This is a genomic window from Clostridium sartagoforme (assembly GCF_039521405.1).
In the GTDB taxonomy this organism is placed as follows: domain Bacteria; phylum Bacillota; class Clostridia; order Clostridiales; family Clostridiaceae; genus Clostridium; species Clostridium sartagoforme.
In genome coordinates this window covers 1-13,303 of record NZ_BAAACH010000006.1, presented here as the reverse complement: position 1 = coordinate 13,303, position 13,303 = coordinate 1, and the positions used below count along the sequence as shown (strand labels likewise).

Genomic DNA, 13,303 nt, shown 5'->3' with positions numbered 1-13,303 from the left:
ACAACTACCTCTTAATCTAATTATATTTATAATAAACTGTTTTGAATTTATTTTCATTTTTTGTTTTCTTGTTAAAAGTATTTCATTGTTGTATATTAAAATAAGGTTTATATCTTATTCTTAACATTGTTTATTATATAATGAATAAAAAAATTATTCATTATTTTTTGCTAGAATTAATGGATTTTTAAGGATATATTAATATTATTTTAAAGGAGTTTTCATAATGAGTACTTATGCAAAGGTAATTGTTCCAGGATCACCCATTTCCAAATCTAATTTCAAACTACATAATAAAGATGGCCGAGCAATCCTTCCTTATAATACAGGAAAATCACATGATAGATATGCTCTTTATGAAGAAGAAATTGCATACTATGCTAGGTTGCAAAATCCGGATACTATATTAGATGAATCTCTCATAGCTATTCTTAAAGTTTATTATAAAAGTGAAAAAAGGCATCCTGATACAGCAAATATAACTAAAAGTATCTTTGATGGAATCGAGAAAAGCGGTCTTATTGTTAATGATGCTCAAATAACAAAAATAATAACAGAAGAGTTTTATGATAAAGAAAATCCTCGTTTTGAATTAGAATTTTTTGCTGAAAGTGAATATGAAGTTTCTTATTCAGTTTTACCCAAAAAAGAGCATGGTAGTAAAAAACTTTATTCACCTATAAGAAAATCTAATAAACAAAAAACTATTAAAGATAAAATAGTTAGCAATGAAAATATTAATTCTAGTAATATGCTAATATGTGAATTTTGTAATAAAAAAATTCAAGATTCTAATTTAATTAAAGCAAATGGTGGTAAAACATTTATATGCAGATCTTGTTTTAATAAGTTATTTTAAGAGAGGTGCTTTAAATTGAATAAAGATTACTTTGTTTTTATAGGAGATAGTTTAACTTACGGATATGGAGTTAATAAAACTGATAATTGGGTTGAAAATTTAAAATCATTACAATCATTAAATATAATAAATAAAGGAATTAATGGCGACACAACTACAAATATGTTAAATAGATTTACAGAAGATGTTATATCCTATTATCCAAAGAAAATTTTTATAATGGGAGGAACAAACGACTTTCTTTCAAATAGACCCTTGAATTCTGTTTTAGAAAATATAGAGTTAATGTTAAAAGAAGCTTTAACTATTACTAGGGATGTATTTATAGGCATCCCCCCAATAATATTAAAAGAAGATGCTAAAAGGCTTTTTATGCCATCTCCTACATACGATTATTGTGAGAATCAACTGCCTTTATTAAGAAAATCTTTAATTAATCTCTGCACTAGATATAATGTTAATTTTATAGATTTTTATAAAATTACTTTAGAAAACTACAAGTCAAACATTTTTATTGATGGTATTCACTTAAACCTTAAAGGCCAAACTTTTTTATTAAATGAATTTATGGTTATATTAGAGAAACTTTCTTATAATAATTAAAAGTGTAAAGTTTATAGTTAATTTATTTTCAGTGATTTTAAATAAATTATACCTATAATTTTACACTCTTAATTTTCAGATAGTAGTACTTGACTAATTTTTAGTACACATATTTTTTCAAGTAATTTGATACCAGTTCTCCAACTGTATATCCATTTTCTCCGCTATTAAATATATTCTTATCCCTTGTTAATAGAGTTCCACAAGCAAATATTCCCTTTGCTGAAGTTTCAAAATTTCTTACTAATGGAATTTCATATTCCCCTAGCTCTATATTTGTTTTTCTCATAAAAGAAATTTCAGGATAATATCCAACCGTTAATATTAAAGAATCACAATGTATAGTATCAATACTTCCACTATCTATATTTTGAATATCTATATTTTCTATTCTCTCATTACCATCTAGTTCAACTATACGATGATTCTTTATTATGTTTATATTAAAACCCTCTATAATCTCAAGTTCATCTTTTTCTAAAGGAATATCACTAGAAGATTCTATTATTGCATTTACTTTAGCCCCTTCTATTAATAATCTTCTTGCAAGAATCAGCGAACGAATATTTTTTCCTAATATTACAGCTTCTTTTCCTGGAAGAAATCCCTGTAAATTAATAAGTCTATGTGCAGAAACCACAGTAAATATTCCTGTATATTTATGAACAGGTATATTTATATTTCCTGTAAATCTTTCTCTGCAACCAGAAGCTAGTATTATAGCAGTTGCTTGTATTTCCTGTATTCCTTCTACCGGATTCACATATGAAACCATCTTGTTCTTAGTCACTTCTAATACTTCAGTATTAAGCTTATATAGTCCACCTAAATTTTTAAAGTCCTTAATAAGCCTGCTTCTAAGTTCTGGTCCTGTAACATCCTTTTCTAAATAATACTGACCAAATCCATTATGTATAAATAAATTTAAATTCCCACCTAATTCATCTTCTCTTTCTAAAATCAAAACTTTTTTAATTCCATTTTTCAAAGCAGAAACTCCGGCTGAAAGTCCAGCTGCTCCCCCTCCAATTATAATTAAATCATATTGAAGCATATATAACCTCCATTAATGTTAAATAAACCTATATAGATATTATATCATAATGTATTTTTCTTAACCTATTATTTGTTAAATTATCTCTGTTATTGAAATTTATTTTTACATTGGATTAAAAATTAGTCAAAACTAATTTGCTTTATAAAAAGACCTATACTATAATTTAATTATTGTAAAAAGGCCTATCACATTACTATATATATTTGAGGTGGTATATTGGATAAATTTTTAAGAAAATTTAAGAATAATAATAACTTTAGCTTTGATAACATTATGAGAATAATATTATTTTTAATTCCTCTTATAGGGATTACTTTTAAAAGCATTATATTTCAAGGTTTTGTCATTAACCAAGATCCTTATTCATTAGATATTCTTGCTGGATACAATTCGGCAAAACCATTTATAAATTATTATTATGCTTTTACATTGATCTTTATTAGTTTTTCTTTATTATTTAAAGGAAAGGGACGAGTATTATATCTATTTATAATAGATATAATAATAACTTTACTAATATTACTGGATTTAGGATACTTTAGAGGATTCCTAACAATGCCATCAGTATTATTATTGAGTCAAACAGCTAATTTAGATAATATGGGTGGTACTATATCTTCAATGTTTAGTAGTAAAGATTTTTTACTATTCATCGATTTTATAATATTAGGTATATTTGTATTCCTTACAAGAAAATCTTATACTAGGGTTAAAAAGAGAGCCCCTATTACTTTTATAGTTACATTACTATTAGGTATTTTATACATAGGATATGTTCCTTTTAATTTACATGTACTAAAAAATGAAGATGTTAAAAATGGATACATATTCTCAAATTATGATCCTACAAATACAGCTAGATATTTTTCTCCTGTAGGTTACCATTTATTTGATTTATACAATGTTTATAAAGATTCAATGCCTTATAATTTAACAGAAGAAGAAAAATCTCAAATTGAAGAATTTTTTAATAAAAAAGAAAATCTACCTGATAATGAATATGCTGGTATGTTTAAAGGTAAAAACTTATTAGTTATACAAGTTGAATCATTAGAAAGTTTTGTAATTAATAAAGAAATAAATAATCAAAAAATAACACCTGTTTTAAATGAATTAGTAAATTCAGGTTTGTACTTCCCAAATATCCATGAGCAAGTAAACGAAGGTACAAGCTCTGACTCGGATTTAATGATTAATACTTCAATGTTTCCATTAAGAAGGGGTAGTACTTTCTTTAGATATCCAAATGCTAAATATAATTCGCTACCACTTTTATTAGAAGAAAATAACTATGATACTATAGCGATACATTCCGATAAGGGTTCCTTCTGGAATTACGCTGCTGGGTTAAAGGGTATAGGTTTTGAAAAATTTGTTGATTATTATTCATTTGATATTGATGAAGAAATAGGACTTGGATTATCAGATGAAAGTTATTTTAGACAAGTTACTCCAATGTTAAAGGAATTAAGCAACCCATTTTATGCCTTCACAGTTACCCTAACAAGCCATGGACCTTTTGATTTGCCAAAAGAAAAAAGAGCATTAACTTTAGATAGTGCATTAGACAGTAATGAACTTGGAGGGTACTTCCAAAGTGTAAATTATACAGATGCCCAAATTGGAAAATTTATGGAAACATTAGATAAAGAAGGTTTGCTGGATAATACTGTTGTAATTATTGAAGGTGATCATACAGGTGTTCATAAATATTATAATAGTTCAATTGAAAAACTTTCCCAAAAAGAAGATTGGTATTTGGATAATGGAGATCATACTGTACCATTTATAATCTGGTCAAAAGACATTAAAGAAGCAAAGACATTTGATACTATAGGCGGACAAGTGGACATTATGCCAACACTTTTATATCTTATGGGAGTACCAAATGATAAATATATAAATACATCTTTAGGTAGGAATTTATTAAATACAAACAAATCTTTTGCTATTCTTACAAACTTAGATGTAGTTGGTAACTTAACACAAGAAGAAAAAGAAATGTATAAAAATATTGTTGATTTATCAGATAAAATGATTCGTAGTAATTACTTAGAAGATAATTAAAGATACTAATTTTGAATGTTTATTGTTATTAGTAAAATAGGCTAACTGATCAAATTCAGTTAGCCATTTATTTTAATAATTATTCTGCTTTTAATTCTTGTACTCCAGTTATACTTGTCTTTGTATCATCTTCTTTATCTGCTATTTTAAATGTATCTTTAGCTTCTTGATTTAAGAAGTAAATATTTCCTTCAATTACTTGGTTTACTAATTTAAAGTTTTTACCTGAAACATAAACATCACCTTTAAAAGTTCCATGTTCAAGACTTCCATTTATACTATTGAAAGTTATCTTTGGAGCTGTTAAGGTAAATCTATTTGTAACCTTTTTGTTTTCATCTTGAGTATATAAAGCTATTTTACGTTGATATGTTTCTTCTCCAGTAGTAGCATCTTTTTTACCATTCTTAAAATCTCCATCAACTACTAATTCCTTGTCAAAAGTCAAATCATTTAGTACTGCTACTATCCAAGTTCCTTCTTTGCTTATTCCTTTTTCAAAAGCTGAGTTGTCATTTACTATTGAAGCTGTTGTAACTACATCAGTTTTTTGCTCTTCTGTTGTTGATGGTTTTTCTTCTGTTGTTTTGTCTGTGTCCTTATTATTTCCACAAGCTACAAATGCTGTAGTAGCTACTGCTAGTGTTAATGCTATTAAAAGTGATTTAGTTTTCATATGTGCACCTCCATAATGCTTAAATCTTTTGTTTTAATTAACCAAATAAAGTATATCATATTGATAAAGTCTCAACAATAATATTTTTTGTTTTTATTTTTATATTATTCATTATTAATTAAATTCTATTTACTTTCCTGCTATAGATAATCCATCGACCTTAACTGATGGACTTCCTACACTACTCATTGGGAACTTTAAGTCATTACTTATTTCCTCTATATTCTTTAATAAATCAAAGAAGTTTCCCGCAACTGTTATTTGTTCAACTGGATATTCTTTTTTACCTTCTTTTATATAAAAGCCCTTTGCTGCTAATGAAAAGTCTCCTGTTATTGAATTTGCTCCTGAATGTAAACCAGCAAATTCTGTTATCAATAAGCCTTCTCCAATTTCTTTTAATAAATCATCAAAACTTTTTTCGCCCTTTTCAAGATATAAATTTGTTGGTGAAACTCCCACTGGTGATGCATAAGAATTTTTAAATCCATTTCCTGTTGATTTAGTATTTCCTTTATGCGCAGTTTTTAAATTATGCAATAACGTTATAAGCTTCCCTTCATGTATTATATCTTTTTTCTTCGTTGCAACTCCTTCATCATCAAAAGGAACTGACGCTAGGCCATTTTCTAAATGAGGATTATCTAATAATGTTACTTTTTTATTTGCTATTATCTCTCCTTCTTTTCCTTTCAATAAACTTAATCCTTTTTGAGCTGCATCCCCACTAAATACTCCAGCAAATGTTGATAATAACGACACCATGGCTTCATTATTTATTATTGTATTATATTTTCCTGATGGAATTGACTTTCCACCTATTCTAGATAAAGCTTCATTAACCCCATCTTGTGCTAAAAGTTTTGGATTTACCTCATCTAATGAAGTAGCTATAATATATCCCATACCATCATGCATATCTTCTTGATTTTTTATTATTGGAACTACATAAGCACTTAATAAGTTTGATTTGTTTTCCAAATTTAAGCCTTTAGAATTTATTATTCCATACTTAGCTTTATTATAGCCTATTCCACATCCTCCAAAACTAACTACTCTATTATCTAAAGTTTTTGCTTCTTTTTCCATGTTTAAAGCTAGGTCTATAAGTTTATCTGCTGGAATATTTTCTAGCGTATTATAATAAGTATTAACTGCTGAATATTCCTTATCTCCTTCATATATAAATTGAATATCTTCATTTTCTATAGTCAATGCACTTTCCTTTGCATTTTTTACAAGCATTTCTATTGCATATTCATCTAGTATTTCTGTATATGAATATCCTATTTTACCATTTATTTTCCCTCTAAATGATAATCCATAAGAAGTAGTTAAATTATATTTTTCAACTTCCTCATTATATACATTTATACTTAAGCTTTCTCTATCTACGTAATAAACTTCATACTCATCAAATTCGTTATTTTTAGCTTCTTGAAATAATTTATTTATAAATATATTTAATTCCACTTTTATATTCCCCCTTATCTTCCACCTACTGTTATTTCTTTAACTCTAATCATAGGTTGACCTACATTAGTTGGAATACTTCCTGAAACAGATCCACACATTCCTTGTCCTTGTGCTAAGTTCTTGCCGACCATATCTATATTCATTAACACTTCACTACCTTTACCAATAAGGCTAGCACCTCTAACCGGCTCTTGTATTTCTCCATTTCTTACTATATACCCTTCTGATACTGCAAAATTAAATTCTCCTGTTACTGGATTAACTGAGCCACCACCCATCTTCTTAGCATATAACCCATCTGATATTGATTTAATAATTTTATCTTCATCATCATTTCCTGCTGCAATATATGTGTTTGTCATTCTTGAGGTAGGTGAAAATTTATAATTTTGTCGTCTTGAGCTTCCAGTTGCCTCCATACCCATTCTTCTTCCATTTAATTTATCAATTAAGTAGCCCTTTAATATACCATTTTCTATTAGTATATTTTTCCTTGTTTTATTACCTTCATCATCTATATTTAGTGATCCCCATGCATTAGGTATAGTTCCATCATCAATTGCAGTAACTTTTGATGATGCTATTTGCTTTCCTAACATATTAGTAAATACTGAATTTCCTTTTGCCACGGCAGTTGCTTCTAATGAGTGCCCGCAAGCTTCATGAAATATAACTCCACCAAACCCATTATCTATTGCTACAGTCATCTTGCCAGCTGGACAATTTTTAGCATGCAACATAGTATGTGCAACTCTTGATGCCTCTCTTCCGTAATATTCTGGATCAATGTCATTAAATAATTCAAATCCCTTATGTGCTCCAGGACCTTCAAAACCTGTTTGATTTTCTCCATTTATAGATGCTACAGAACTTATTGATAATCTTGTTCTAACTCTTTTATCCTCTGTAAGTAATCCTTCCGTATTAGCTATTAATATATTTTGTTCCTTATCTAAATATCCAACAGATACTTGAGTTATTTCATCATTATATTCTTTTGCAGCTTTATACCCAGTTTTCATTACCTTTATCTTCTTTTCAATGCCAATTGAAGAAGGCATATATATTATTGGATTATTATTATATATAGATTTTTCGTTTAAAACTATGCTTATATCTTCTTTTAATTCCCCAAGAGCCAATGCTGCTTTTTGTGCTGTGTCTAATAAAGACTCTAGATTAGTATTATTTGTATAAGCATACACACTTTTTAATCCTTTAAAAATTCTTATACCTATTCCATGAGTCCTTCCAGATATAGAATTCTCTACTTTTCCATTTAAAATACTTATAGACGTATCTAAAGTATCTTCTTCAAAAATTTCTGCAAAATCCCCGCCTGTTATTAAACATCTAGCTAATACACTAGATAATATATTTTTTGATAACATATTATTCATCCTCCATACTTGTTTGTTTTCCATCTTTAAATGCCTTTGCCCATGAGTCTACATAACTTCCACTTGCCCATTCGGCCATTATTACCTCTTCCCCATCACTTAATTGTATATTCATGAGAGGACTACCCTTTATATTTCTATCTTCCATTTCATAAACTGATATTTTATCGCTAAATACTATAATAGCTATTCTACCTGTAGGCGCTGTATATATATCTTTTATGAAAGGAAAATCATCTATCAAATCTCTCCACGAAACTAATAAAGTATCATAATTTAATATTTTTTTACTTGGACTTATTGATATTCTATATTCTATTCCATCATTATTATTATCTATAGCCGGAATATTACCTACTAAACTCCATTTTCCTTCAATTCTCTTTATTGTAAAATTACTATAGTTTATATTTATATCTAATAAATCCTTTTTTTCATCTGGTAAAGTATCTATAGTTTGATTAAATTCTTTTTTATATTTTTCCTTAGAATCAATATTATATATTTCCTCGATATTAAGTCCATTTCTTGAATTTATATTATCTATAGGTACAGTTTGATATATAGGAAACTTATTTTTAAAATTATCTCCTTCATATTTCTCTATGGATATATAGTCATTTGAAACAAAATTAATGTTCTTATAGACATTTGTAGTTTCTCTCTCCAGTAATTGGTCTTCTTCTCTTCCATCTAATGGTTTAGCTGTAAGGTATTCAATATGATGATTAATGTCATTATTTATAATTTCACTACTAATACTCCATATTCCACTCATCCTTGGAAAAATTATATTATTTTTTTCTATTATAGGTTGTAATGTACCATTTTTAAATGATATCCATAATGTTTTATATTCCTCATTAGTATAATTTCCATCATCCATTAATCTTCTTGGTGTTTTCATTCCTAACATTACCCCTACTGCACTATTATAGTCCTCTAACACTTCATCTTCTTTAACTTCACTACTAATAATTTCAGTTTTTTTGGGGCTACTATCTTTTTTAATTAATTTTAATATTAATCCATCATAAAACAAATATCCATTTGACTCATCTATTAAAATGAATTCTCCTATTATTGTATTGGAGTCAATTATAGATATTACATCAAACTTAGATCCTTCATCTACCAAGTCCTCTAATTTTAAATTAAATTCATATGATAAAGTATATGTTTTATCAACAATCTTTAATTTATATTTAGGATTTATATATGTTTTATTTAATATAGTAATATCTTTATTGGATATATTAATTTGTGAATCTTCTAAATCTAGAACTTCATTCTTATTTTCAATCTCATTATCTATTATATTAATATAATCAATATTCCATATCCCCTCTATTTGAAGATCATTATTATAAGGTGCTTTTATTGCTTGTGTATCTTTTCCATTTACCTTACTACAACCAGTAATTATTGTAAATATAAATATAATCCCTAATAATAAAACTTTTTTAATTATATTCATATCATTCCTCCTCATTTATTGGAATAATAATTTCAACTTTAGTTCCTATTCCTATCTTACTATATATATTAAGTACTCCTTGATGTAATTTAATTATTTCATCACAAATAGATAATCCTATTCCATTTTGAGATTTAGAATTTTTCCCCTTGAAAAATTTTTCTTTTATTCTAGGTAAATCTTCTTCTGATATACCACATCCATCATCTTCAATTATAAATTTTACTTTATTATTAATTTTTATAGTAGTAAATTTTATATTTCCATCTTCTTCTGTAAATTTTAATGAATTATCTAATATATTTATGAATACTTGTTTTAATCTGTTACTATCAACATACATGTTCCCATTAGCTTCTGTTCTGAACTGCAAATTTATTCTCTCTTTTTTTGCTCTTGGACCCATGAAAGATTGTATGTGATTTATAAAATCAACTATGTTAATACTTTTTAAGTCTATAGTTACCTTTTCATTAATGAGTCTTGAAAAATCTAATAATTCTTCTACCATTAATGATAATCTATCTGTTTCTTTCTCTATTATTTCAAAACCAAGTTTCAATGTATCTTTATCTGTTTTATCATTGTTTAATGTTATAGTCCACCCCTTTATCGCTGTTAACGGAGTCCTTAATTCATGTGAAACCGACGATATAAATTCATTCTTTAGTTGCTCTCTTTTTGATATTTCATTTGCCATGAAATTTAAGGTGTTTGATAGTTGCCCGATTTCATCTTGACTACTAATGCTACTTCTTATATTTAAATTCCCGCTCCCCATCTTTTCTGCAATCTCTTTTAAATATTTTATAGGATTTATTATACTATTTGCAAGAAATACTCCTAAAATCATTCCTATTATCAAAACTGCTATTGATATACCTGAGAAAATAACCATAATGTTAGTTATTACTGCATCAATGGCTTCTAATGATGTTATAAATCTAATTAATCCTATTATATCTCCATCTATAATTAGTGGATATGATACTGCCATTACTTTATCATCATAATAATCTACTTTTCCAATCCACCTTGCAGCTTCGCCCTTTAAAGCCTTTGATATATCTGGAGTACTAATTAACTTGTCATCCTTAATTCCAATAGAATCCATTAAAAGATTTCCATTAGAATCAAAAATTTCAACTTGAACATTATTTTCATTCCAAAAAGTATCTATATTATCATAAATAGTTTCTGACAAGGATCTTGATGAAAAATACTTGTTATAAAAATTAATAGATACTTGAATTCGACTTTTCAATAAATCTTCTGTATTGTCATAATAATATTTTCTAACAAAAATAAGTAAAAGAATATTTAAAAACATTACTGTTGAAAAAATTATTACAAATATTCCTTGAAGCAATTTATTTCTTATACTTTTTACTCTTCGGATTTCCACCTATATCCTATCCCCCATATCGTTTCTATATACTTTGGCTCAGAAGCATTTTCTTCTATTTTAGATCTTAATCTTCTTATGTTTACATCTATTATCTTTGCATCACCAAAATAATTTTCTCCCCAAACCAAATCTAATAGTTCATCTCTTGTAAATGCCTTGTTAGGATTTTCTAAAAATATCTTCATAAGTAAATATTCTTTTGGAGTTACATCTATTTCTATACTGTTCTTTAATATTTTTTGTGAATATAAATCTATTATAAATTCTCCTAATTCTAGTTTTTCTTTATCCTCTTCTCCAAGTCTTCTAAGAAGCGCCTTTATTCTTAAAACCACTTCCAATGGATTAAATGGTTTTATTATATAATCATCCGCACCATACTCTAATCCCATAATCTTATCCATATCTTGACCCTTAGCTGTTAGCATTATTATTCCCATATTAGGAAATTCATCTCTTAATTTGCTGCAAACCTTGAACCCATCTATCCCCGGTAACATAACATCTAAAATTGCAATTTTAGGTTTTTCTATAGCTGCAAGTTTTAAACCTTCTTCTCCTGTTGCCGACTCTATTACTTGAAGATTATTTCGTTGTAAGTTTATTTTCAAAAATCCCCTTATACTGTCTTCATCTTCTACCAATAATATTTTATTCATTCTATCACCTCTAACTATAATAGTATTATTAACTATTTTAATTTCTTATAATCTTTAAAGACAAATAAGAGACGGATACCCGCCCCTTTATTATTTCAATGTTCTAAACTCAAATCCTTCTTTTTTTAAATGATCTATTGCACTTTGTAAATATTCAACAGTCCCTTTTTTAGAATCTGTATCATGCATTAATATAATTATAACATCTTTATCTCCAACGGTTTCTTTTAATTTATCTAATAGGTATTCCTTTGGGAAATCTTTTCCTTCTGCATCACCATTTAAAGAATTCCAATCCATTTGATATATCCCTTTACTCTCTAATACCTTGTCCAATTCAGCTGTTCCATTCCAACTAGCATGTCCGCCAGGCATTCTTATTAAACGTGTTTTAAAGTTTTTTCCAAGAATATCTTTTAATATCTTATTATTCTTCTCTATATCTTTCATAAATGCTTCAACATCTACTATTCTATTTGGATAAAGTATTGAATAATTATGTGAATATCCATGATTTCCTATAGAGTGTCCTTCTCTTGCCATCCTTTTCAATAAATCAGCTGCTTTATCATTATTCTCTATTGAAGTACCTAATGTAAAAAATGTAGCTTTAATAGAGTTGTCTTTTAGAATATCTAATATTCTCCTTGTTGAGTGCCTAGATGGCCCATCATCAAATGTTAAATATGCAACTTTTCTGTTATCATCTCTATAAAAATTCCACTTATACATTGTTTCTGGAAGAATAACTGAAGCATCATCTGCATTAGAATCATTTTCTAATGTAAGATATTCTCCATTCTCTATTTTATTAGAATCTTCATTAACTGATTTTTCTTCCTCTATTGTATTTCCTATATCCTCTTTATTCTCCTGATTTAAAGTTTCCCCATCAGCCACAAAACTTTCTTCTTGCCCTTGCTTCTCATAATTTTCCTGATTTTTTTCAATATCAGAGGTTTCTTCTTCTAAATGACTATTTTTATCATTAGAAGGCTGTGTACCGTCCTTATTTGTATTATTAAATACCTTATTAATTATTGTTTGAGCATTAGTATAAATCAAGTTTTCTCCAAAGTCGCTTATCCCTACTGATATTATAAATATAGATATTACTAACACAAATGTAAATAATATGAACCTCTTCTTATTTCTTATTCTAGTTTTCTTACTCATAAATTTTACTCTTCCTACTCATGTTTTATTGTTTGTCCTTATAATTCAATTATATAGGAGTTTTTTCTTCAAATCATTACAATTTGTTAAACAATAGTTACGAAAAAGTTACATTATTATACATCTTATTACATTCAGTATATAAAAATAAAAGAGTTTTATAACAATAGACTTAATCTACTCTTATAAAACTCTTATTTTTAATGGCTCCGTGGAGAGGATTCGAACCTCCAACCTATCGGTTAACAGCCGAGTGCTCCACCATTGAGCTACCACGGAATATTATAATATTTCAGATTGTTCTCTGAAAATTGCACATAAGTGAGAATAAAAATCTTTGATTTTGCTCTCTATTTTACAAACCTTCTTTGTTTTATTTATTGGTCAAGCCCTCGACCTATTAGTATCAGTCAGCTAAATATGTTACCACACTTACACCTCTGAC

11 protein-coding genes and 1 tRNA gene are annotated in these 13,303 nt (G+C 27.5%); 3 read left to right on the top strand and 9 right to left on the bottom strand.

All coding sequences use genetic code 11. From position 1 onward, the window contains the following. Window positions 1–226 precede the first annotated feature (226 nt). A complete protein-coding gene (locus ABDZ60_RS01925; protein ID WP_343775420.1) occupies window positions 227–859 on the top strand; it encodes a RusA family crossover junction endodeoxyribonuclease in 633 nt (210 codons plus the stop codon). A gap of 15 nt (window positions 860–874) precedes the next feature. Beyond that, a complete protein-coding gene (locus ABDZ60_RS01920) occupies window positions 875–1,462 on the top strand; it encodes a GDSL-type esterase/lipase family protein (protein ID WP_016208806.1) in 588 nt (195 codons plus the stop codon). A 100-nt stretch (window positions 1,463–1,562) separates the two neighbouring features. Here ABDZ60_RS01920 and ABDZ60_RS01915 read toward each other — a convergent pair whose 3' ends face one another. Continuing rightward, a complete protein-coding gene (locus ABDZ60_RS01915; protein WP_047000199.1) occupies window positions 1,563–2,516 on the bottom strand; it encodes an NAD(P)/FAD-dependent oxidoreductase in 954 nt (317 codons plus the stop codon). Between the two features lie 276 nt (window positions 2,517–2,792). On the opposite strand from ABDZ60_RS01915, the gene ABDZ60_RS01910 reads away from it, so the two are divergent. Next, the gene (locus tag ABDZ60_RS01910; RefSeq protein WP_343775486.1) at window positions 2,793–4,586 is read left to right on the top strand and encodes an LTA synthase family protein; all 1,794 of its coding nucleotides are present in this window, start codon (window positions 2,793–2,795) and stop codon (window positions 4,584–4,586) included. 79 nt (window positions 4,587–4,665) lie between these two features. Here the strand turns inward: ABDZ60_RS01910 and ABDZ60_RS01905 are convergent, their stop codons facing one another. The 8 genes from ABDZ60_RS01905 to ABDZ60_RS01870 all read right to left on the bottom strand — a co-directional run bounded on the left by ABDZ60_RS01905 (window position 4,666) and on the right by ABDZ60_RS01870 (window position 13,137). Further along, window positions 4,666–5,262: a hypothetical protein gene (locus ABDZ60_RS01905; protein ID WP_047000197.1), complete on the bottom strand. Its 597-nt coding sequence runs from the start codon at window positions 5,260–5,262 to the stop codon at window positions 4,666–4,668. A 129-nt stretch (window positions 5,263–5,391) separates the two neighbouring features. Beyond that, window positions 5,392–6,735 carry a TldD/PmbA family protein gene (locus ABDZ60_RS01900; protein ID WP_047000196.1) on the bottom strand — a complete coding sequence of 448 codons (1,344 nt, stop codon included), beginning with the start codon at window positions 6,733–6,735 and terminating at the stop codon, window positions 5,392–5,394. Between the two features lie 14 nt (window positions 6,736–6,749). Next, a complete protein-coding gene (locus tag ABDZ60_RS01895; protein ID WP_016208811.1) occupies window positions 6,750–8,129 on the bottom strand; it encodes a TldD/PmbA family protein in 1,380 nt (459 codons plus the stop codon). Window position 8,130: 1 nt separating this feature from the next. After that, the gene (locus ABDZ60_RS01890) at window positions 8,131–9,615 is read right to left on the bottom strand and encodes a hypothetical protein (RefSeq protein WP_047000195.1); all 1,485 of its coding nucleotides are present in this window, start codon (window positions 9,613–9,615) and stop codon (window positions 8,131–8,133) included. Window position 9,616: 1 nt separating this feature from the next. Continuing rightward, a complete protein-coding gene (locus ABDZ60_RS01885) occupies window positions 9,617–10,945 on the bottom strand; it encodes a sensor histidine kinase (RefSeq protein ID WP_047000218.1) in 1,329 nt (442 codons plus the stop codon). Window positions 10,946–11,001: 56 nt separating this feature from the next. Beyond that, a complete protein-coding gene (locus ABDZ60_RS01880) occupies window positions 11,002–11,682 on the bottom strand; it encodes a response regulator transcription factor (RefSeq protein WP_016208813.1) in 681 nt (226 codons plus the stop codon). 90 nt (window positions 11,683–11,772) lie between these two features. Continuing rightward, window positions 11,773–12,858 carry a polysaccharide deacetylase family protein gene (locus tag ABDZ60_RS01875; RefSeq protein ID WP_343775407.1) on the bottom strand — a complete coding sequence of 362 codons (1,086 nt, stop codon included), beginning with the start codon at window positions 12,856–12,858 and terminating at the stop codon, window positions 11,773–11,775. Window positions 12,859–13,062: 204 nt separating this feature from the next. Next, a tRNA-Asn gene (locus tag ABDZ60_RS01870) sits at window positions 13,063–13,137 on the bottom strand. Window positions 13,138–13,303: the final 166 nt, after the last annotated feature.